The sequence below is a fragment of the Thermosipho atlanticus DSM 15807 genome (assembly GCF_900129985.1).
In the GTDB taxonomy this organism is placed as follows: Bacteria; Thermotogota; Thermotogae; order Thermotogales; family Fervidobacteriaceae; genus Thermosipho_A; species Thermosipho_A atlanticus.
The window spans coordinates 21,701-43,903 of record NZ_FQXN01000008.1 but is presented as its reverse complement, the minus strand read 5'-3'; the positions used below and the strand labels follow the sequence as shown (position 1 = coordinate 43,903).

The 22,203-nt window shown below is 30.7% G+C and carries 21 protein-coding genes and 1 tRNA gene; 5 read left to right on the top strand and 17 right to left on the bottom strand.

Annotated features, from left to right (window positions below):
• Nucleotides 1–119 precede the first annotated feature (119 nt).
• The 4 genes from BUB65_RS08140 to BUB65_RS08125 are packed head-to-tail and all read left to right on the top strand — an operon-like array spanning nucleotide 120 to nucleotide 4,340.
• Entirely contained in the window at nucleotides 120–1,529 is a 1,410-nt protein-coding gene (locus BUB65_RS08140; RefSeq protein ID WP_073074019.1) for a hypothetical protein, read from the top strand.
• Nucleotides 1,526–2,650, top strand: a complete 1,125-nt coding sequence (locus BUB65_RS08135) for a type II secretion system protein GspD (protein WP_073074016.1) — start codon at nucleotides 1,526–1,528, stop codon at nucleotides 2,648–2,650. Before BUB65_RS08140 ends, BUB65_RS08135 begins: the two co-directional genes overlap by 4 nt.
• The gene (locus BUB65_RS08130; RefSeq protein ID WP_073074014.1) at nucleotides 2,647–3,969 is read left to right on the top strand and encodes a hypothetical protein; all 1,323 of its coding nucleotides are present in this window, start codon (nucleotides 2,647–2,649) and stop codon (nucleotides 3,967–3,969) included. The genes BUB65_RS08135 and BUB65_RS08130 overlap by 4 nt, the downstream gene beginning before the upstream one ends.
• A gap of 38 nt (nucleotides 3,970–4,007) precedes the next feature.
• The gene (locus BUB65_RS08125) at nucleotides 4,008–4,340 is read left to right on the top strand and encodes a hypothetical protein (RefSeq protein WP_073074011.1); all 333 of its coding nucleotides are present in this window, start codon (nucleotides 4,008–4,010) and stop codon (nucleotides 4,338–4,340) included.
• A gap of 120 nt (nucleotides 4,341–4,460) precedes the next feature.
• Here the strand turns inward: BUB65_RS08125 and BUB65_RS08120 are convergent.
• The 7 genes from BUB65_RS08120 to BUB65_RS08090 all read right to left on the bottom strand — a co-directional run bounded on the left by BUB65_RS08120 (nucleotide 4,461) and on the right by BUB65_RS08090 (nucleotide 10,462).
• A tRNA-Pro gene (locus BUB65_RS08120) sits at nucleotides 4,461–4,537 on the bottom strand.
• 340 nt (nucleotides 4,538–4,877) lie between these two features.
• Entirely contained in the window at nucleotides 4,878–6,389 is a 1,512-nt protein-coding gene (locus BUB65_RS08115) for a sensor domain-containing diguanylate cyclase (RefSeq protein ID WP_073074009.1), read from the bottom strand.
• A 14-nt stretch (nucleotides 6,390–6,403) separates the two neighbouring features.
• Nucleotides 6,404–7,597 (bottom strand): pyridoxal phosphate-dependent aminotransferase, encoded by a 1,194-nt coding sequence (locus BUB65_RS08110; RefSeq protein ID WP_073074006.1) that lies wholly within the window; start codon nucleotides 7,595–7,597, stop codon nucleotides 6,404–6,406.
• Complete coding sequence (locus tag BUB65_RS08105; RefSeq protein WP_073074004.1) at nucleotides 7,598–8,194, bottom strand: IMPACT family protein; 597 nt, start codon at nucleotides 8,192–8,194, stop codon at nucleotides 7,598–7,600.
• Nucleotides 8,191–8,745 carry a phosphodiesterase gene (gene yfcE, locus BUB65_RS08100; protein ID WP_073074002.1) on the bottom strand — a complete coding sequence of 185 codons (555 nt, stop codon included), beginning with the start codon at nucleotides 8,743–8,745 and terminating at the stop codon, nucleotides 8,191–8,193. Before yfcE ends, BUB65_RS08105 begins: the two co-directional genes overlap by 4 nt.
• Nucleotides 8,746–8,831: 86 nt before the next feature.
• Nucleotides 8,832–9,707, bottom strand: coding sequence for a pseudouridine-5'-phosphate glycosidase (locus tag BUB65_RS08095; protein ID WP_073073999.1), 876 nt, complete (start codon nucleotides 9,705–9,707; stop codon nucleotides 8,832–8,834).
• Nucleotides 9,708–9,721: 14 nt separating this feature from the next.
• Complete coding sequence (locus BUB65_RS08090) at nucleotides 9,722–10,462, bottom strand: protease complex subunit PrcB family protein (RefSeq protein WP_073073996.1); 741 nt, start codon at nucleotides 10,460–10,462, stop codon at nucleotides 9,722–9,724.
• Between the two features lie 121 nt (nucleotides 10,463–10,583).
• Here BUB65_RS08090 and BUB65_RS08085 point away from each other — a divergent pair, with 121 nt between their 5' ends.
• Complete coding sequence (locus tag BUB65_RS08085; protein ID WP_073073994.1) at nucleotides 10,584–12,218, top strand: alpha-amylase family glycosyl hydrolase; 1,635 nt, start codon at nucleotides 10,584–10,586, stop codon at nucleotides 12,216–12,218.
• Between the two features lie 9 nt (nucleotides 12,219–12,227).
• On the opposite strand, the gene BUB65_RS08080 is transcribed toward BUB65_RS08085, so the two are convergent.
• The 10 genes from BUB65_RS08080 to BUB65_RS08035 form a co-directional block, all read right to left on the bottom strand.
• The gene (locus tag BUB65_RS08080) at nucleotides 12,228–13,868 is read right to left on the bottom strand and encodes a phosphoenolpyruvate carboxykinase (ATP) (protein ID WP_073073992.1); all 1,641 of its coding nucleotides are present in this window, start codon (nucleotides 13,866–13,868) and stop codon (nucleotides 12,228–12,230) included.
• 206 nt (nucleotides 13,869–14,074) lie between these two features.
• The gene (locus BUB65_RS08075) at nucleotides 14,075–14,503 is read right to left on the bottom strand and encodes an Hsp20/alpha crystallin family protein (RefSeq protein ID WP_073073990.1); all 429 of its coding nucleotides are present in this window, start codon (nucleotides 14,501–14,503) and stop codon (nucleotides 14,075–14,077) included.
• Nucleotides 14,504–14,547: 44 nt separating this feature from the next.
• Complete coding sequence (gene dnaK, locus BUB65_RS08070; RefSeq protein ID WP_073073987.1) at nucleotides 14,548–16,347, bottom strand: molecular chaperone DnaK; 1,800 nt, start codon at nucleotides 16,345–16,347, stop codon at nucleotides 14,548–14,550.
• Between the two features lie 159 nt (nucleotides 16,348–16,506).
• The gene (locus BUB65_RS08065) at nucleotides 16,507–16,830 is read right to left on the bottom strand and encodes a YbjQ family protein (RefSeq protein ID WP_073073985.1); all 324 of its coding nucleotides are present in this window, start codon (nucleotides 16,828–16,830) and stop codon (nucleotides 16,507–16,509) included.
• 55 nt (nucleotides 16,831–16,885) lie between these two features.
• Nucleotides 16,886–17,629 carry an ABC transporter permease subunit gene (locus BUB65_RS08060; RefSeq protein WP_073073983.1) on the bottom strand — a complete coding sequence of 248 codons (744 nt, stop codon included), beginning with the start codon at nucleotides 17,627–17,629 and terminating at the stop codon, nucleotides 16,886–16,888.
• Nucleotides 17,626–18,408: an ABC transporter ATP-binding protein gene (locus BUB65_RS08055; protein WP_073073980.1), complete on the bottom strand. Its 783-nt coding sequence runs from the start codon at nucleotides 18,406–18,408 to the stop codon at nucleotides 17,626–17,628. The genes BUB65_RS08060 and BUB65_RS08055 overlap by 4 nt, the downstream gene beginning before the upstream one ends.
• Nucleotides 18,392–18,772, bottom strand: coding sequence for a GntR family transcriptional regulator (locus tag BUB65_RS08050; RefSeq protein ID WP_073073978.1), 381 nt, complete (start codon nucleotides 18,770–18,772; stop codon nucleotides 18,392–18,394). The genes BUB65_RS08055 and BUB65_RS08050 overlap by 17 nt, the downstream gene beginning before the upstream one ends.
• A gap of 246 nt (nucleotides 18,773–19,018) precedes the next feature.
• Nucleotides 19,019–19,843, bottom strand: coding sequence for a DUF4382 domain-containing protein (locus BUB65_RS08045; protein ID WP_073073975.1), 825 nt, complete (start codon nucleotides 19,841–19,843; stop codon nucleotides 19,019–19,021).
• A 141-nt stretch (nucleotides 19,844–19,984) separates the two neighbouring features.
• On the bottom strand, nucleotides 19,985–21,358 hold the full coding sequence (gltA, locus tag BUB65_RS08040; RefSeq protein ID WP_073073973.1) for an NADPH-dependent glutamate synthase: 1,374 nt from the start codon (nucleotides 21,356–21,358) through the stop codon (nucleotides 19,985–19,987).
• On the bottom strand, nucleotides 21,349–22,191 hold the full coding sequence (locus BUB65_RS08035) for a sulfide/dihydroorotate dehydrogenase-like FAD/NAD-binding protein (protein ID WP_073073971.1): 843 nt from the start codon (nucleotides 22,189–22,191) through the stop codon (nucleotides 21,349–21,351). Before BUB65_RS08035 ends, gltA begins: the two co-directional genes overlap by 10 nt.
• Nucleotides 22,192–22,203 lie beyond the last annotated feature (12 nt).

Sequence of the window (22,203 nt, the reverse complement as noted above, 5' to 3'; positions counted from 1 at the left end):
GCCCCTTTTGGGGCCAATTTTTGCGAGTTTTTAAATGTTTATAAATACAAGTGTTTATCTAATTAAATGGTATAGATGGCATATTATTAATGTATTAAATTGAATTTTGAGGTGAGATTGTGAGAAAGATTATTTTAGTTATTTTATTATTTTTTAGTGTTGTTTCTTTTACGATTACTATTTATCCTGTAGTAAATAGAATTGATATTAGTTCTGGAACAAATGAGATTAAAATAATAATTAATGTTGCAAATTCGGCACCAGCAATTGCTGAGGTTGAAGTGGAATTTAGCGATTTTGTGATAGAGGGAAATAAATATTTATATGATGTTGGTGAATATTCGTATAGTATAAAAAATTGGATGACCAGTGAGAGTACATATCTAATATTACAACCAGGTGAATCAATAGATTACGAAATAAAACTAAATATTCCCAGAGATTTTAGAGGTGCTCAAGCTTTTGGAGCTGTACATTTTAAACAAAAAGGCGGGAAAACCGATGTTTTTGAGACAGTGTTTGATTATGTTTCGTTAATAATTCTGGATTTTCCAGTTCAAAAAAATATGAGGACAGAAATTATAGATGCTCAAGTTGTTGATCTTACATCAATTGCTTCTGAAAGTTTAATAAATAAATATGGTAATTTTGGAGCAGTTGTTGAATTAAAAATCAAAAATAACGGAAATGCGGTTTTAGCTGTTAATGGAGAATTGAGACTTATTTCAAGAGAGATCAATCGAATTATAACTTCGATTCCACTTACAAGTAACTCTTTTGTTGTTTTTCCAAATAGAGTTGTCTCCTTCGAATATTTTGTACCTTTTGTTCTTCCAAGGGGAAAGTTTGAAGTTCAGATGGATGGAATTTCACAAGGAATGAGGGTGACAAATTTTAAGAGGATAAATATCACGGGTGAACAACCTAAAGAAACAGCCGTTTTAATTGATCCTTTTATTATATTGATTCCTGTAGAAAGAACAATAGAGAATGCAAAAATTAATATACAGAATCTTTCACCCAAATCTCTTAGATTTAGTTTAAAAACTAACTCAGATAGTATAGAAATTTTTCCTTCGACAATTCGTTTGTCTCCATATACAAAAATTAATGGATTTATAAAATATGATTCAAGAAATTCAAGTTTAAATGATGGAGATAATATTTTTGAAATAGATATTACTTCTGAAGAGAAAATTTTCCTTTTTAAAAATCCTGTGATTGTTTTGCGGTCAGGGGAATTAACTGTTGATTGTGAAACATTTGTAACTGACGTGGCTACTAATACTTTCAGTATTAACGTCAGAAATACAGGTAATACTATTTTACAAGGAAAAATTATTCGGCAGGATCCTTTACAAACTATAGATTTTACAGAGGAGTTTGTATTGTTTCCAAATGAAAGTAAGAAATTTGTAATTTCTTCTGCATATAATGAGATAGTAAAGAATAGTACATTTATTTTATTTAAAAAATATGGTGATAAGAAATTAGATCAAAAAAAGATTATAGGGGAAGTGAAAAAATGAGAAAATTTTTAATTATAATTTATTTTTTATTGGTTATTAGTTTTGTGTTTTCTGTGGATGTGTATTTTTATCAAACAGATATCAGAGATGCATTAAGTCAAATTTCAATGCAGGAAGGAGTTTCCATTTTATATGATCCCCTTGTTTCTGGATTTATAACGGTAGAGGTATACGACGTATCTTTAGAAAAAGCTTTGGATTTGATGTTGCTCCCGTTAGGTTATTATTGGACCAAAGTAGATAATGTGTATTTTGTAGGGGTTGCTGATCCTGATAGTTCGGGATTTGGTCTTATATCTGAAAAATATCTGATTAATTTGTATAACATAACGTATGATAACGTTGTAAATGCACTACCAAAAATTTTTGGAAATTATATTTATAGAACTCCTAACATAAATCAGGTTTTAATATATGCTCCGCCAAAAATAGCTTCTCAAATAGCGGAGACTATTACCTATATCGATATACCAGTTTATACTGCTGAAGTCGAAGTCAAGATAATTGAAGTGGATGAAAAAGATTTTGAAAAGTTCGGAATAAATTGGGCAATAAGTTCTGAGGGAGGTCAAGGGTTCGATTTCAATTATTCACCGAATGGATTACAGGCAATTATAAATCCCCTATCATATGAGTTAAGTTTCTTGTTAGATTCACTTATACGTTCTGGGAACGCGAAAATATTAGGTCAAGGAACACTTCTTGTAAAGTCAGGGAATGTTTCAAGGATTTCAGGTTATACGACTATAGGTTTAAAACTTGTTGATGCAAATAATAATTATGTTGAAAAAAGATTAACCACAGAAGTAATTTTAACGGGTTATGTTTTTCTAAAACATATAAGTTTAAATGTTAGAACAATTGTTGAATCTGTCATGAATGATGGAATAAACGATAATCCTGTGGGTTCTTTACTTGAAACAAGTGTTGATGTTAAGTACCAAGAACCTTATTATATTGCTGGATTATCTTTTGAAACTGTATTAAAAACAAATATTGGTATTCCAGGGTTGAAGGACGTTCCAATAATTGGAAAGTTGTTTTATCAAACAAAATATGAAACACACAAAAAAAATGTAATTATTGTTATACAAGCTAAATTGGTAGGTGAGCGAAAATGAGAAAAATGATTATAGGTTTGTTTATTTTGTTACTTTTTACAGCATTGTTTGCTCAAACAAATGATGTAGTATTCCAGGAAGTGGATATCAAAGATGTTCTAACTCAACTGGGTACGATGTTTAATGCTACAATTATTTATCCAAACACTATTAGTGGCAATGTTAATGTGATTTTATATAATGTTTCTCTTGAGACAGCGTTGAAAGTGATTTTATCACCTTTTAATTTTTCATATAGTAAAGTTGAGGATATTTTTGTGGTTTTTTCTGAAGATTCTCTCTCATACTATGTTCCTCATGTCTATGAACCAAAAAATCGTTCTGCAAGTTCAATTGTAAAAGTTTTAGATACTCTTCCTATATACGCAGTAGGTGATAATGTAATAGTTTATTGTCCTGATAGTTTATGGCCTGAATATCTGAAGCGACTCCAGGAAATTGACACTGAAATGAAAAATATGGTAGTTTCATACGTGGTATATTATGTAAAGAATACTGATGCCACAAAGTATAATTTGAAGCCTGAAAAGTTGATTGATTTATTTCCTGTTCTTGAGAAAGCAAAATTTGTTTTAAATACGAATGGTTTTTTTGTTGGAAATAATGTGAAAATCAATATACAAGGTGAAATTTCAATAACAATAGAAACTGCTTCTAGTAAACTAAAATTTAATTTTCAAAAGGGAATAGATTCTGCAAAATATGAAGTGCCTTTTTCAAATGGAGTTTATAAAAACATATTAAATGGTTCTTTTGGGAAGTTTGTAGTTTTAATTAAAATAGGAGAATTAAAGAGTAAGATTGAAGAAAAAGTATCTGATGTTAACTATGTTCCAACAAAAACTATAGGATTAAAGTATTTTTCAACAAATAATTTCGAAATTTATCTATCCGATGAAAGAATAGGAGCGTTTATTTTAAAAGATGAAAGTTATTTCGTAGGGGCAAAATTAAAGTTAGTTGATTATTTTAATGTTGGTGCAATGGTTGAACTTACTAATGCAACAAATTTAATTATAACAGCAGAAGATAGTTACTATTTTGAACCGTTTTTTATAGAACTGAGGAGTTCTTTTCCTGTTGATCTCTCCAATTTAGATGGAATCGACGGTCAGTATTTAAGTGAAAATTTAAAATTTGGTTTAGGAATTGGTATGATACACAAAATCAATTATGATTTATCATTTAGTGGTAAAATAAGTGTTGATAATGATCTACAGATATCAGGTGAGATTGGTATTAAGTATTCAATTTATGATTTAAAACTATATATAGATAGTTTATTGACTTTTGGAATAGTTGTGGAAATGCATTGGTAAAATACGTTTACTTAAAATTTTAAGGAGGGGTAAACATTATGACCAGAAACAAAATTGGTAAAATTTTAGGTTTTATTGTAATTTCCTTCTGGGTGTTTATCCTTTTAGGTCATATTTTTGGAGCTGCAAATGAACATTTACAGTTTACAGAAACTGCAATAATGGAAGGTGTGATACTTACTTTGTTGATTTTTACCGAAATAGTAGGTTTTCTCCTTAATTTTAAATATAAAAGATTGGGTGCTACAATTGTAATAATTGGAGCACTTTTTCTATGTGTTTTTGCGGGTATTACAGCAGGTCACAATAAATTGTTAGCTATATCAGTGTCGGGATTACCGTTTTTAATAGTTGGTATTCTTATTTTTTAGTTGAAAGTTTGGCTAAATTTGTAAAATAAATTTAAATAAATATAATGTATGTGATAATAAAATAACAGCCTCCCTAGATATGGGAGGCATTTTTGATTTAATTTGTTAGATTTACGAAAATGGTCTGGGCGGTGGGACTTGAACCCACGACCTCCAGATCCCGATTCTGGCGTTCTAGCCAACTGAACTACGCCCAGAACATGCATTATTATTTTAACATAGTTAAAATTTTTAGGCAATACAATCATTTGTACATTTTTCTATTTAAAATTTATACGTAGATATAGCTTTTTAGTGGATTTTAAAAAATTGGCTTGAGAAGCAACAAACACAAGTTTTAATTTAAGCTATGGTATATAACAATTTGTTTTTTATCACAAATTTAGAATTTTAAAACTTGGAAGGATAGTAGTCAACAAAAGATTATAATGAAGATTTGAGAAAATTAATCTGGATAATAATCCTAAATAGGAATTGTTTACCGCAATACACCTTATTTCAAAAATATCATTTATAAATCATTTTCATAGATTATAACTAATCAATGAAGATTTGATTTTTTCCTGCTTTTTTTGCTTTATAAACTAAATCATCAACTCTTGTTATAAAAGATTCAAAATCATCTTCTGGTTTTAATTGCGTTATTCCAATACTTGCAGTGATACCATACTTTTCAAATAATTCATCTTCAATTCTTTTTCTAATTCTTTCAGCGATCATTTTAGCCTCTTTTTTTGGAGTATTGGTAAGAAGTATGATTATTTCATCTCCCCCATATCTTATTGGAAAATCCGACTTTCTTACTGATGAGTTTATAATTTCTCCAATTTTTTTAAGAATCTGGTCCCCCACTAAATGGTTATAGGTATCGTTGACATTTTTAAAGTTGTCAAGATCAATAAATATAACTGAGAGAGGTATAGACTTTTCTCTTGACTGTTTTATAAGTCTGTCAAGTTGCTCTGCAAGTACATGTCGTGTTAATAAATTAGTTAAATGATCAGTTTCAAGTAGTTTTCTAATTTTCATATTGACATTTTTTAATTCTTCAGTTTTGCTTTCTAGTTCTTTTACATATTGTTTAATCTTATCAGATTGAATAATATAATCTCTTGCAGTTTTTGCAAGTTGCCCAATCTCATCTTTTCTTTTAAAAAATTTTTCAAAGTATTGAATGTTGTGTTTTGATATTCCATTGGTGATTTTTTGTATTGGAAGTATAGTTCTGCTTATTATAAAAAAGGTAAAAAGAACAAAAATTATAAACACAACAAAAACAAAAGATAACGATATTTTAGCTATCAAATTGTGAATGTTCAATAGTCCAAATGATTTTCTTGAAACTTCGAAAATGGCAACATTATTTCCGTTTTCATCTTTAAGATATTTACGGTATAAGAGAGTAAATTTATCATATTTTGGGATATAAAAAGATGCTAAGTTTGTGTAAATTTTAACGTTTGATGATAATATTTCTTGAATTTTCTTAAATTTTTCCTCTGACAAGATCATTCCCATTACCAAATATCCAGCTGGAGGAGTTAATCTTTGTTCATCATCTGTGGGTTGTATAGTAGAATACACTAAAACTAAAACTAAATTTATTTTAGAAAGGTACTTGTAAATAGGAGTTCCTATTTCCAAATGTGAAAAAAGTTTTTTTGCATTAATGTTTTTCAAAAATTGTAATAAAGAATCGTATTTTGTATCAGCATAAATATTGTATCCTTCTGGGGTATAGACAGCTAAAAAATCTATATTGAAATTGCTAAAGTAACTTATATTTAGATATTTCTTTGCCCACATCATATCTAAAGAATTAACAAAATTAACGGTATCATCCCATAAAGAATAATCAAGACAAAAATCAACAATTGGCTCAATTTCGCTATTGAAAAGCCTTTCCGCACTATTTTGAAAAACTTGTTGGTTTTTTCTAATGGAAGCATCTAAATCCTGCTCAAGAAAATTTAATGTGATAATAATCATAGTTAGAATTATAACCAGAGCAATTAGCTGAATCATTAAAAATTGCTTAAATAATTTCAATTTTGTTCCTCCAACTAATTTTTTTGTTTATTATATTCTTCTATCCCTTTTGCCATAATTTTTATTGCATCTTTTATCTTTTCCGAGTCAAGAACGTACGCTATTCTGATTTCTTTAAGTCCAAAATTTGGGGTCGCATAAAAACCAGAAAGAGGAGCTACCATTGTAGTCTTACCGTCAACATTGAATTTTGAAAGCATCCATTTTATAAAATTTTCTGCATTGTCTACTGGGAGTTTTGCGGAAAGATAGAAAGCACCTTCTGGCTTATGAGCAATTACACCTGGTATTTTTTTAATTTCTTCGTAGGCTACATCTCTTCTTTTTTCGTATTCTTTCATAACTTTTTTCATGTATTCTTCACTAGAATTTAAAAGACCAATAGTCCCATATTGGGTAATCTCTGCGGGAGAAAGCCTGGCTTGAGCCAATTTCAATGCTGCTGAATAAAAATTTTTATTTTTGGTTATAAAAGTCCCTATTCTTGCTCCGCAAGCACTATATCTCTTGGATACGCTGTCAACAATGATCAGTCTATCATGAATTTCGTTAAATTCGAACGCAGAAATTGAATTCTTGTTATCAAATGCAAATTCTCTATATACTTCATCAGAGATAATTACAAGATCATTTTCTTTTGCAATTTCAACGATTGTTTGAATTTCCTCTCTTGTGTATACTACTCCTGTAGGGTTTGAAGGATTTGAGAAAAGAATAGCTTTTGTTTTAGGAGTAATTACTTTTTCAAAGTCACTTTTTTTCGGCATTCTATATCCATTTTCTGGTGTAGCAGTTACTGGAACAAGTTTTACATTGAGATAAGCTGCAAAGCCAGCGTAATTTGCATAGAAAGGTTCTATTACAATTACCTCATCTTCGGGATCACAAACAACACCGAGAGCAAACATTATTGCTTCACTGCCACCATTGGTCACAATAATTTCATCGGGCATAACTTCTATGTTCCATTTTCTATAATATTCGGCAAATTTTTCTCTCAAAGGTAAGATCCCTTGTGAATGAGTGTAAGCGACTACTTTGTTTTTGAATTTTTCTATATATTTATACCATTCGGAAGGAGTTTCAATATCAGGTTGACCAATGTTCAAATGATATACATGTATTCCTTTTTTCTTTGCTTTGTCAGCAAATGGAACAAGTCTTCTTATAGGACTTGCTGGGACTCTTAGTGCCCTACTAGAAATCATTTAGGTCGCCTCCTTAATATATTTTGTTGCTTTCTCAATTATTTCGTAGCCTTCTAAATTACCATTGCCTATTAAATCTATGTAAGCATATTCCTCATCAAAAGTAGAATTTAAAATTGTAAATCCCTTATAATGTAGTTCTTGCATGGCCTTTCCATATTTATCATAGTTTAATTTAATTTTATAATATGGAACGGCTATCAGTTTCACAATTTCTAGGTTTTGAATTAATTCTTCCACGCTTTTGGAATAAGCGTCAATCAATCCTCTGATTCCTAATTTAATTCCTCCAAAATATCTTGTAACAACTACAGCAACATTTAAAAGTTCATACTTTTTCAATATTCCAATTATAGGTCTACCAGCTGTACCAGAAGGTTCGCCGGCATCAGAGAAGTATTCAACAATTTTTTTGTCTTCAAGTATTCTATAAGCCGGACAATTATGAGTGGCATTGTTATATTTTTTTGAAATGCCTTTAAAAAACTCTTTTGCTTCATTTATATTCTCAACATGGGTGATTGTGGCTATGAAAATTGAACGATTAATGTTTAATTTATTTTCATGTGTTCCAAAAATTGTTTTGTAATTTTTCATATGACTTTTGAAATCACCTCATCATTATCTAAAGTGTAAATCGATATTTTTAATTTTGTTGAGAAATTCAAAATCATATATGTTGGAACATTATTATTTTTTGGTAAAGAAAGACTCCCAGGATTTGCAATAATAACCCCATCTTTTTCTTCAATTTTTGGGATATGTGTATGTCCATGCAATAATACATTTGCTTTATGCTTTTTTGCAATATCTACAAGATTAACATTATCATTTTCTACAATTTCCCCATGGACCATGAATATAGAGTAATCCCCAAAAAACTCGAAAATTTGTTTGGGCATTTCTTGTACACCAAGTACTTTTAAATCAACGTCAGCATCACAATTTCCCCTAATATAATGAATGTTGTATTTTTTTAATTCTTCTGCCAATTCTTTTGGATTATATCCATTAGGTAAAGGATTTCTAGGCCCGTGATATAGAATATCTCCTAGATGAAATATCTCATCTACCTTGTTAGCAACGTCTTTAATTTTATTCCAGAATAATAATGAACCATGGGTATCAGAAATTATTAGAACTTTCACGATTCCACCTCTTCACTTGAGATTAATTGTTCAATTAAAATATATCAAAAAAATTATTTTTTGTCATCAATAACAAAAAATATTGTTTATATAAGTTTTGCAATTTTACACGCTAATTTCACATTATTTTCTAAAAGTGCAATATTAGATTTAAGTGTTTTACCATTTGAAAGCTCGACAAGTCTCTTAAGCATATATGGTGTAACTTCTTTGCCTTTTAAATGTCTTGCTGTCATTTCTTTTTCAATTAATTTTATGTATTTTTCAGTTTCATCAATTGGAATAATGTATTCTTTTGGTACAGGGTTTGCGACAAGTATTGAACTGTTTAAATTGTATTTATTTTTGGCCTTGAAAATATTTGCTATTTCTAAGGGAGTGTTGGTTTCAAAAATTTTAAATTTGGAAAGACCGTTGTAGAAAACAGGGAATTTATTTGTCTTGTATCCGACCACTAATATTTGAAAACTTTCTAAAAATTCGAGTGTTTTTTCTATATCTAATATAGACTTACATCCAGCAGAAACAACTATTATATTTGTTTTGGAAAGTTCGAAAATATCTTGTGAGACATCCCATTCTCCTCTATGAACTCCTCCAATACCACCGGTTGCAAAAACATTTATACCGATTGTAGATGCAATATAAGCTGTAGAACTAACTGTAGTTGCAGCATATTTTTTCATTGCGATGGCGTACGGTAATTCCCTGGTACCAATTTTCAAAGGATCATTTTCTATTAGCTTTTTTACATCATCCTTAGTAAGTCCAATTTTTACTTCACCTTTTAATACTCCTATGGTTGCGGGGATACATCCGTTTTCACGTACGATGTTTTCAAGTTTTTCGAAAACTTCAATATTTTGAGGGAACGGAAGTCCGTGGGCTAATACAGTACTTTCGAGTGCAACGATGGGAATTTGTTCTTCTAACGCTTTTTTTACCTCATTTGTGATGATCAATTTTAACACCTCGCTTATTTAACTGTAATGGTTTTTGTAAATGTACCAAGGTTTTCAAAGTTCGCAGTTATAGTATAGATTCCTTTTTTCAATTTTCCTATGTTTATTTGTATAGCTGGGTTAGTAAATACTTGAGTTACAGGTTCTCCTTTTTCTGGTTCGATTAGCTTACCATTAATTAAAATTTCTTTTTCAGAGATGATAACATCTTCAATTTCTATAGAAAAACCACCAGTTTTCTTTAAACCGGCGCTAATTCTAATAAGGACATTTTCTTCAGGTGTAAATTCATCTTTAATTATTACTTTATTGTCTAATATTGTGAATGTTTCTAAACCAATCTCTGTTGTCTTTGGAAAAGGAATATCTATAACTGTGAATTTTCTTGAAGGAATTTTCAAATTTCCAATTGATATTACTGCTTCTGAAGGGCAAATAATTAAATGTAAAGGAATAGTGGAGTAGACTTTTTCGATTTCGTTTGTTACCAAATATTGAATTTTTATATTGTCGTATTCAACGATGATTTGCGTATTTTTTACAGGTTTTGTGGGTGTAAAATACCATCCTGTAACAAGATAACCTTTTTCTTTCCCATCATTGAACAGTTCAAGGTAGTAGATCATGTTACTTCGTGAACCAATATAATCAAAAAGCTGTTGAGGGATTTTTGCTTCGACTTTGTGGATATATATTGTATCCGCAAATAATATAAAAGCTATAAAAACAATTAAAAATATGAAGAGTCTTTTCATATTTTCACTCCTTTTTTACATGTTAATTATAGCACATTGTTATTGAAAGAATTCCAAAAGTAAATTATATGTTGAATATTTATGATAAAATACTTGGTAGATTTTACAAAGGAGGATCAAGATGGCAAGAAAGTTAATTGTAATTCTTTTTGCGACAATACTTCTAGTTTTAACTTCTTGTGTTCCTTTTTGGTTTTCCTCTTCACCTGAGCAAAGTAGTAATATAATGTATTTGATTTTTGTCCGTTCGTTTTATGATTCCAACGGTGATGGAATAGGTGATTTAAGAGGTGTGGGAGAGAAAGCATCTTATCTTAAAGAATTGGGAATAGATATAGTATGGTTAATGCCTATAAACGAGGCAGTAAGTTATCATGGTTACGATCCAATTAATTTATATTCGATCGAAAGTGATTATGGAAGTTTTGATGACTTTTTTTATATGGTAAGTATGTTACACAAAAATGGGATAAGAGTAGTTTTAGATTTAGTGATAAATCATACTTCAAATAAGAATCCATACTTTTTAGATGCTATAGAAAACACAACAAACTCAAAGTATTGGGATTGGTTTATTATGTCACTTGATGATCATTCAGGTCAAAATCACTGGCATTATATGATAAATTCCAAAGGACAAATGGTATGGTATTTTGGCCTTTTTTCTGAAACAATGCCCGATTATAATTATGATAATCCAAGTGTTCGTGAAGAAATACGAAGAGTTATAGATTTTTGGCTTGAAAGAGGGGTTGATGGTTTCAGATTTGACGCTTTGAAAAATATCTATGGGTATGATTACGATGATGGAATATTTGAATCAGCTACCTTTGCAAAAGAGTTGGCCCAATATGTGTATTCAAAAAAACCTAATGCTATAATTGTTGGAGAAGTTTATTCAGGTGATCAAAACGTTTTAAAATCTTTTTATCCTATGCCGGTATTTAATTTCACTTTTATGTACAATGTTAGAAGTAATCCTGAAGGTGCAGATTGGTTAGTGAGTAACAGCTATTTATGGTATGATTCAGAAAATTTTCTGTTTATTGATAATCATGATTTAAGTGATAGATTTATAAGTAATCTTGAAGAAAATTTATATAAAAATTCTGGTTCTCCTCGTTTTTATGCAAAAGCACAATTTGCTTTGCTTAATACTTTGATGGTTTCTATGAAAGGAATACCTGTTATTTATTATGGAAATGAAATAGGACAAAAGGGTTTTAAATGGAATACAGATCCTTATGATGTCCCGATGAGAGAACCTTTCCAATGGTATGCTTCAAAAAGAGATTCAGGACAAACTTATTGGACAAAGTTATTATATAGCAATGCTAAAATTACATTTGGGAATGCTAATCAAGATGGAGCAATGTATGATGATCCAGATGATGGGATATCGGTTGAGGAACAAGAGAAAATTAGTAATTCTTTACTTAATTATTTTAAGACTATTTTTAATATAAGAAAAAGATATAAAAGTCTTTCAATTGGTGAAATGAGTATAAAATCGGATCAAAAAAATTTAGTAGTAATTGAAAGAAGCTATTATAATCAAAAGGCACTAGTTTTGATAAATTTGGATCCATTCAAAGAAAATTATTACGTAATTCCTACTGGTTACAAGCAGGTTTTTTATGCTGATCTAAACTCACCAGCAAATGGTTTTATATTTTCAACTGAAGAGAAAATAATAAAACAAAGTATAACTTACACAGTTAAGCCAAGGCAGGTTTATATCTTTGTTTATGAATGAGAATTAAAACTATATATTCATACTTTCGATTAGATTTTGCAGAGAAATTTCGGCTTCGTTGGGAAGTTTATCTCTTCCACCATTTTCGGATTTTTTAAGAACAATGAATTTTAGTCTTTTTAATAAGGATTCTTTTAATAGATGGGTATATTTTTCGTCTTTTGGGGGGATGAATCCATCGATTTTTGCATAACTTAAGTTTTTAAACCATTGGACCCATTCAATTTTTTTCTCAATAACTTTCTCGACTAAGGAAATTGTTAATTCTTTAGGTACTTTTTTATTCAAAAAGTAACCAGTGTTTAAAATATAGCACATCACGTCTTTTTGGAAAAGTTCTTTAAATTTGTTAAAATCATCCGATAAGGGATAAGTTCTGAATGGATTTGCGTATGGTTCAAATACAAGAGCGTTTGGATCCACGTTGCTGTCAAGTTTTTCTGCAGAAGTTCTTTTAGTGGTCAAAGTAGCACCAAGCGTGGAAGCTAAGATAGGATCTTCAACTTTTAGTATTGGTGGAAGTACGGGATCTTTCATGAGCCAAAATACTGCGTTAATAGGTTCATCTATTTTATCAACCCTGTTAGGTGACCACAATCTAGATTTAATAGCTCTACCATTGCCGTTTCTTATATCTTCCATAATTGGAACAATTTTTCCATTGCTATCTTTTGTAGCACCACAGTTTTGTATTGTGAGAAGATATTTATTATCAAGTGAATCGGAAGGATAATCTGCAGTTTTGTCAAAATAAGAAGGTTCAAGAGCTATTGAAGATAAGTCTTTCAGTGATATTATGAAAGCATCATCATGTAAAACGGTAATTTTGTACTTTCCACCATGCTTCGCATGTGTTAGAGTTGACTTTCCAGACCCTGAAAGGCCAAAAAAAGCCGCAACGAAATAAGTATTATTTTTTTCAAATTTTTTTAATCCACCATGACATGAAACATAGTTATTTCTGTTTGCTATGCTCCATCCAAGTGTTAAAGTTCCTTTTTTGAATTCACCAAAATACCTCATTCCTAATATTGCACCGCAGTTGTGTTCTGGATCAAAAATTGCCAATCCTAGAGGATAATCTGGATGATACCAGTCGGGATCCGAAAAAATGTATATATCTCCTTCGTTTAATTGAGAAGATTCTTTATACATTTTTTCATATTCGATGGATGGGTATTGAAAATTTAAAAGCCAGTTGTACAATAAATTTTCGTGTCCTTCGGGAATAAGAATATGATTTTTTACTATGAATTCTTTTGAAAGCCCAGTGAAGGATACTGCATGATACATTTTTTTATATCTACTTTTATAAACAGCTTCTCTAATTATTTCAGCAAAACTATTTTCATCAATTCCAGGAGTGCCAATAATTCTTCTTCCAGCAGCATATCTCCCTGTAACTGCCCCATCATTGAATAGAAGGACTTTTGTTCCTTGGTCAAGCCCAAGTAATTCCGGTTTATATACTTCCCAGTCTGTTGTTATTGTACCCATTGAATTTTTGGCAAGTTTGTATGCTTCCCTTGGAGTTGTTACCAATTCAACATTGTTTCTATAAAAAGCAGTTTCAATAGTTACTCTTATTTTGGAAAACAAAGGATTAGTTTTTGAAATTTCAGAAATATTAAAAAATTCTTTCGTTGCCATTAAACTCCCCCCTTTTTTTCACACACTTTGTATTTTATCAATGAATGGGGGAGTTTCATAGGAACAGATTGTATAGCATACAAAAGCATAAACTTATATAGATGATTATATAACGATTTAAAAATTATATTTCGACTTATTCAATCAATTTAAAAGAAAAAGATTAAGATAAAAATAAGGCGGCCTTTTTTAGAGGCCGCCTGCTGTTATTCGACTTTTATATCTATTACTTTTCTAGTTTTATCTTCTTTTTTAGGAATTTCTATTTTTAAGATACCATCGTCAAATTTTGCTTTGATTTTTTCTACATCGACATATTCAGGAAGAGTAAATGATCTTTCAAATTTTCCTTCGATTCTTTCGATGAGTTTGTAATTCTTCTTTTTGTCTTCTCTGTTAAATTTCCTTTCTCCTTTTATTGTCAAAACCCCATCTTCAATTGTAATTTTAACATCTTCTTTCTTTAAACCAGGTAATTCGGCTTCTATTACAATTTCGTTGTCGGTTTCATATGCATCTACTCTTGGCACAAAGGAGTACTCTCTTCTGGTAGGTGAGATAAAGTCTTCAAATAATTTATCAATCTCTCTTTGAAGTTCTACGAATGGATCGAAGAAATTTCTTCTTGCTAACATACTCTCACCTCCCCGTTTCAATTTTTACTTTTTTAATTGTTCAATTATTGATTACCTGCCTCCTGATTGCCTTGGTTTTGTTGTTGTTGTTTGTAAATATATTCACCAATTTTTGTCTTTTCTTTATCAAGTTCGTCAAAGAGCATTTTTATTCTTGGAATATCATTTTTGTTAATAGCATCTCTTAGATCGTTAATAAGGGTTTGTAATTTGTTCTTTTCATTTTCAGGTATCTTGTCACCGTATTCCTTCAAAGATTTTTCAATGAAGTAGGCAAGATCGTCTGCTTTGTTTTTGAGTTCAACTTCTTCCTTTCTTCTTTTATCCTGTTCTTCAAATTTTTTAGCATCTTCAATAATTTTGTTAATTTCATCTTCGCTTAGTTGATGTCTTCCAGATACAACCATAGATTGTTCTTTTCCTGTTCCGAGATCTTTTGCGGAAACGTGTACTATACCGTCACTGTCAATATCAAAGGTAACTTCAATTTGTGGAACTCCTCTTGGAGCTGGTGGAATTCCGACAAGTCTAAAACTACCGAGTAGAATGTTGTCAGCAGCTATAGGCCTTTCACCTTGGAAGATTCGCACTTCAACTTCAGTTTGTCCGTCTTCAGCTGTTGTAAATACTTTGCTCTTTTTAATTGGAATTGTTGAGTTTCTAGGAATAATTGGTTCAAATAATCCACCTTTTACTTCGATACCTAGTGTTAGTGGAGTAACGTCTACTAGCACGATATCTTTTCCTTGAGCACCTTCTTCACCTGCAAGAATTGCTGCTTGTATTGCTGCTCCCATTGCTACAGCTTCATCTGGGTTTACACCTTTGTTTGGTTCTTTTCCGAAAATATCTATTATGAATTTTTGTACCATTGGAACTCTTGTCATTCCACCCACTAATATAATTTCGTCAATATCTTCTGGTTTAAGTTTCGCATCGGATAAAGCTTGCTCAATTGGTTTTCTAGTCATTTCAACAAGATCTTTGGTTAATGATTCAAACATTGATCTTGTAAGTCTCATCTCTAAATGTAAAGGTCCTTCTGCAGTTGCAGTTATATATGGCAAGCTAATATCTGTTTCAAGTTTGCTTGAAAGTTCTATTTTAGCTTTTTCAGCAGCATCTCTTAACCTTTGGAGAGCTTGTTTATCTTGTCTCAAATCAATACCATGTTGTTTTTTGAATTCTTCGGCCATCCAGTCAATAATTCTTTGGTCAAAATCATCTCCTCCAAGATGATTATTTCCAGATGTAGCTATAACTTGAATTACACCGTCTCCAATTTCAAGAATTGAAACATCAAATGTTCCACCGCCAAGGTCGTATACAAGAACTTTTTCTTCTTTACCTTTTTTATCAAGTCCATATGCAAGAGCTGCAGCAGTTGGTTCGTTAATAATTCTTAATACATCAAATCCTGCTATTATACCAGCTTCTTTTGTTGCTTGTCTTTGAGCATCATTGAAATATGCAGGACATGTAATAACTGCTTTTTTAATTTCACCACCCAAGTATTCCTCAGCATCTCTCTTTAGTTTTTTGAGAATGAATGCGCTGATTTCCTGGGGAGTATAATCTTTATCATCAATTTTTACTTTGTAATCTGTTCCCATTTTTCTTTTAATTGATTTTATAGTTCTTTCAGAGTTTAATATTAACTGTCTTTTTGCAGGTTCACCAACAAGTATTTCTCCAGATTTTGTAAAGGCTACTATTGAAGGTGTTGTTCTTGCTCCTTCTGCATTAGGAATAACTTCAACGCTGGAGTCAGGTTTCATCCATGCAATAACGCTATTTGTTGTTCCCAGGTCTATTCCTACAACGTATTCTTTTCTTTTTGCCATTTTTTCACCTCCCGATTATATTATAAGATATTAGCACTCTCTTGTCAAGAGTGATAAATGAAGTTAACCAAAAAAAGATAGCCATTTAAATAAACGGCTATCTAAGTGTTTAATATAAAGTTAACTAAAAATTATAGCAATCGTAATTTATGTTTGTGATTAGTCTTTTTTCTTTAATTTTACAGCTGTGCCATATGCGAGCATTTCAGCAGCGCCAGACATAACAGCTGAACTTCCAAATCTGACTCCGATTATCGCATCAGCACCTAATTTTTCTGCTTCATCTATCATTCTTTCCAGTGCTTTGTTTCTTGCTTCAGTCATCATTTCAGTATATGATTTAATTTCGCCACCTGCTAATGTTTTAAAAGCTGCAGCTATATCTTTACCTAAATGTTTTGAGTGAACAATATTGCCAATTACTAAACCTAATGTTTTTTCAACTTCATATTCTGGAATTTTTTCTGTAGTTGTTACTATCATAATATACCTCCTCCTTTCTTAAAAACTACTATTATTTTCATTATTTGACATTGAATTATATCTCTTTTCGTTTAAACACAATATAGGAAAAGATTATCAATATAACGCTTAGTAAAGCAAGTGTAATCGAATATTTCCAGTCTATAGAACCAGTTTTAAATATGGTACTTCCAAGAATGTAGTTATACGTATTGAGTATTTTTAAAGGTCTTAAAATTCCCAAAGCAGTTGAAATTGCTAAAATAGCTACTGGAAATAAAATAGGTTTTACTTGATCGTTAAATTGTACTGTAAATACTAAAGTTAATGAATACCAAAAAATAGCCCCAATTAATGAGTGGATTAAAAATTTTGAGGTATAACTACTGTTAAGTTCCTTAGAAAACAAAATAGAATATATTAATGGTAAAAGTGAAAGTATGGTTATTTCCACTAAAAGAACGATAAAACTCGTTGAGAATTTATTTAAAAATACCCTTTTTCTAGAAGCTCTTGTCAATAGGAAATCCATGGTGCCATTTTCATATTCCCTAGAAAAAAGAGGAAAAGCAAATATAATGGCGATAATAGGAATGAATTGTCCAAAATTTTTGCCAAACCATTGTGAATATATATAAAAGTCCCATTTTTTAAGTGCTTCAACAAAATCCTTATTTACATACTTTTGGGTTACTGAGGAATATTCGTTTAAAATATTTATAGTCCAGTTTTGAAGAGGAGCAAGTGAAATAAAGATTCCAAACAGAATTATAAAAATTATTATAGCCCTTAATTTCATTTCTTCCCATTCTTTTTTCATTTTTTCACCCCTTTTACAAGTGCTTCAAATATTAGATCAAATGTGACTGGTTCTATTTTTCCTTTTGCCTTTTCCCTAGTGGTTATATAAATTTTTTCATTTTCTGTTTGTTTGTATAAATAACCATCTACATCTTCATTTGTTACAATACATGCTACATATTTTTCTTTAATATTATCAAGATAATCATTTTCTAATATTTTTCCTCTAGACATTATGGCTACTTTTTCTGCTATCTTTTCAACTTCTGAGAGGATGTGACTCGTATAAACTATTGTTTTTCCTTTATTTGACATAATGCGAATTAAATTGAGTACTTTATTTCTCATTAAAGGATCAAGCCCCCAAGTTGGTTCGTCAAGAAAATAAATATCTACATCTTCTGAAAATACTATAGAAATATAAAGTTGAGTAAGCATTCCATGGGATAAATTTGCAATTTTTTCGGTTAAATTTATTTTAAAATCTTCTAATAATTCTATAGCTTTTTGTTTTGAAAAATATTTTGAAAGTTCTTCTGTAACATTTAACATTTTTTCAACCGTTAAATGATGATAAAGTTCTTTTTTTTCTGGTAAATATGCATAAGTTCCATTTAAAGTAATATTTCCTTCATTTTTTTTTCTTAACCCTAGAATACATTTTAATGTAGTAGTTTTACCAGCGCCATTTGGTCCTAAAAGTGCAAATACTTCACCTTTTTGCACTTCGAAACTAATATTATCTACAGCTTTATTTTTCCCATAATATTTTTTTAGATTTTTAACTTTTAGAATCATTTTTTAACCTCCCCAGTTTTTTATCCAAAACTTTCAATATTGTTTCATATGATATTCCTGCTTTAATACATTTTTCTATGCTTTCTTCTAATTCCATCAAAAGTAATTTATTGAATTTTTCAAAATGTTCCTTTTTTACAATATATCCCTCTCCACGAACTGGTTCGACAACACCTTCATTAACAAGCTCTCGATATGCTTTTGATACTGTGTTTAAATTAACTCCTAAGGTATCTGCCATCTTCCTTATAGAAGGCAAAAATTCTCCTTTTTTAATGTTTCCCTGAATAATTTCTATTTTAATTTTTTCTACAATTTGTTTATATACTGGTACATGTGATGAAAAATCAATTGAAAACCACACAATTTAACCTCCCTACTGTACTATTATAATATTACAGTATAAATTTGTCAAATTTTTCGAAAAGACTGTACTTGAATTGTTTTGAAAAATCAGCTTTTAATAGATTTAGGGGAATAATATAGAGATAGAGGTTAAGAAATAATATGAAAAAATTTTAAAATAAAAAAAAATAAGGCTCCAGTAAGCACTGGAGCCAACTTAATTAATTACGTATGTACTATTCTACTATTTGGAGAACTCCAAGGTTCAAATTGTGGGGATATCTATCGTTACAAAAGCATCTTCTCCATTGATAGTAACAGTTTGTGAAGCATCTTCACTTATATTTGTAATGTTAGTGCCCAAATCAGTAATTTTGTAAACTTTAATTACGTAATCTCCATTTTTCCATTTACCTAAACAAAAGTGACCATCAGATTTTGTTAGGGTTGTTCTCAAAACGGTAGATTCATTTGTATCAAATAATGCCACATATGCAGAGGTAACTGGCATTGAACTTTCCGTTACGAGTCCAGAAATTTTATATACTTCTCCCCTTCTAAATGTGGGTCTAAATACAGGTTTAAGTCTATATTCTCCGGTACCTGGTACGTAATTTAACGATTTTAAAACATCAAAATCAAGAATTAATTGACCACTATCAGAAACAAATATATTTATGAGCGGAATTTTAACCTCAGGATTTGGTATGGTTACAGGATAATCCACACCGCTAACAGTTACAGTTGCGTTGTCTATATAAAATCTTAACTGGGTAATTGTAGCTGGGGTTGGTATGTCAACTGTTAACCAAGAAACTTCAGTGCCAGCAAGAGAGAGTATATCTACAATTGTTGCTACGTTAGTAGGTGTAGCCCAAACACCTATTTCATTTCCAGAAGCATCCTCATATGAATAATGATAGGAAAACTCTACAATGTGTACTAATAATTTGTCAACATCTGATACAGGTTTGTCAGTAAGGAGAACTTCAACAGTTGATGTTTGGTTTTGTAGAGGGTTATTTAGCATACATCCGAATAAGACCAAAAGTAAAGCAGTTACAAGAAATATTACGTTTCTTAATCTCATTTTCCCACCTCCTTTTAATATCAGGTTTCTCAATTTCATTTTCTTACTTCTTTTTTGTACCTACTATTAATTTTATCAAATTTAGTGCAATTAAATATTAAGGACTATTAATTAAATGTAAAAAAGCTTTTTTCTAATCTTTTATGAATTTAAAAATTTATCAATGGAATATGCTGCTTTTTTACCAGCTCCCATTGCAAGTATTACTGTTGCAGAACCAGTTACAATATCACCTCCAGCAAATACTTTTGGAAGACTTGTTTGTCCGTTTTCATCTGTTACAATATAGCCCCATTTATTTAAGTTCAACCCTTTGAATTGAGATAAAAGAAACTTGTTTGATTGTGTACCAATTGCTTCAATAGCTAGTTCTGTTTCAATAATGAAATTACTATTTTCAATAGGTATGGGTCTTCTTCTGCCACTTTCATCGGGCTCTCCAAGTTTCATTTTTACACATTCAATTCCAACTAGTTTTCCCTTTTCGCCAATATACCTTATTGGTTGAGTAAGAGTTAAGAATTTTATTCCTTCTTCTTTCGCATGATGTATTTCAGCTTTTCTTGCAGGCATTTCTTTTTCACTTCGTCTATAGACAATTGTCACATCTGCTCCCAATCTTAACGCACTTCTAGCAGCATCCATTGCAGTATTACCACCACCTATGACTACAACCTTTTTGGCAAATTTTACAGGAGTGTCTGTGTTGGGAAATTTGTATGCCTTCATTAAATTAATTCTTGTGAGAAATTCATTTGCAGAATAAACGCCGTTAAGTTCGGTTCCTTCTATTCCCATAAATTTAGGTGTACCAGCTCCAACACCAATAAAAATTGCATCATAATTTTCAAGTAATTCTCTTGGATGTATTGCAAATCCCACAGGAATATCTAACAAGATATTAACTCCAAGCATTTCTAAAAATTTTACTTCTTTTTTAACGATTTCTTTGGGTAATCTGAATTCAGGGATTCCGTATACTAACACACCACCCGCGGTATGAAAGACTTCATATAAATCAACAGAATAACCTCTTTTGGCGAGTTCAGCTGAATTGGTGAGCCCAGCTGGCCCCGATCCTATTACAGCAATTTTTTGCTTTTTCTTCTTTTCAATTTTTATCTCATCATTAATATTTTCTTTAAAAGCCCAATCAGCTGCAAATCTTTCAAGGTTCCCAATTGAAATAGGTTGGTTGACTTTATTCAAAACACAAGCACTTTCACATTGAACTTCTTGTGGACAAACTCTTCCACAGATAGCTGGTAAAGAATTATATTTTTTTAAAATTTTATAAGCTTTTTCAAAGTTTTTTTCGGCAATTTGTTTTATAAAACCAGGTATGTCTATGCCTACAGGACACCCTTTTATACAGGTAGGGATTTTACACTGTAAACATCTTTTTGCTTCAGCAACCGCTCTTTTTTCATCAAAGCCTAGAGAAACTTCATCAAAATCTTTTGCTCTTTCCTTAGGGTTTCTTTCAATTGGTTTTGTTCTTTCTTTTATAGCCATATAGGATCGCCTACCTTTTCAAGATATTTTTTAAGTGCAAGCTTTTCTTCTTCTTTATATTGTGTTAATCTAGTGTTGAAGCTTTCCCAGTCAACAAATCTTCCGTCAAATTCGGGACCATCTACACAAGTGTATTTTAATTCATCATTTATTTTTACTCTACATCCTCCACACATTCCTGTTCCATCAACCATTATAGCGTTAAGCGAAACCCAAATTTTTAAATTATATTTTCTACTTATATCAGAACAAGCTTTCATCATCAAAGAAGGACCAATTGCCCAAGCTACGTCATAATTTTTTTCTTTTAGTAGTTTTTCCATCATTTCATGAGCAAAACCTTTAAATCCCCTACTTCCGTCATCAGTTACAAAATAGAGATTATCAACTTCATGAAATTCTTCTTCAAGAATAAAATAATTTTTGTTTCTTGCAGCTAATATTACATCTACTTTGTTGTTATGTTTTTTCAATTCATTGACAATAGGAATGATAGTTGCTATACCTACTCCTCCACCAACAACTAAAACATTACCGTATTTTCTTATTTCGCTTGGTTGACCTAGCGGTCCTACTACATCTTGAATGTAATCTCCTTCTCTTAAACGACATAGTTCATATGTGCTTTTGCCAACAGCCTTAACAATTACTCTAAACTCATTGTTTTTAGTACCAGCTATTGTTATTGGAATCCTTTCTCCGTTTTCATAAATTCTGAATATTACAAATTGACCTGCTTTTGCATTTTTTGCAACTAGTTCATTTTCTATCCAAAGCATGTGTATTCCATACGCTAACTTCTCTTTTCTGGTGATTTTGTTAGAAAGTTTCAATTTTCTCCCCCC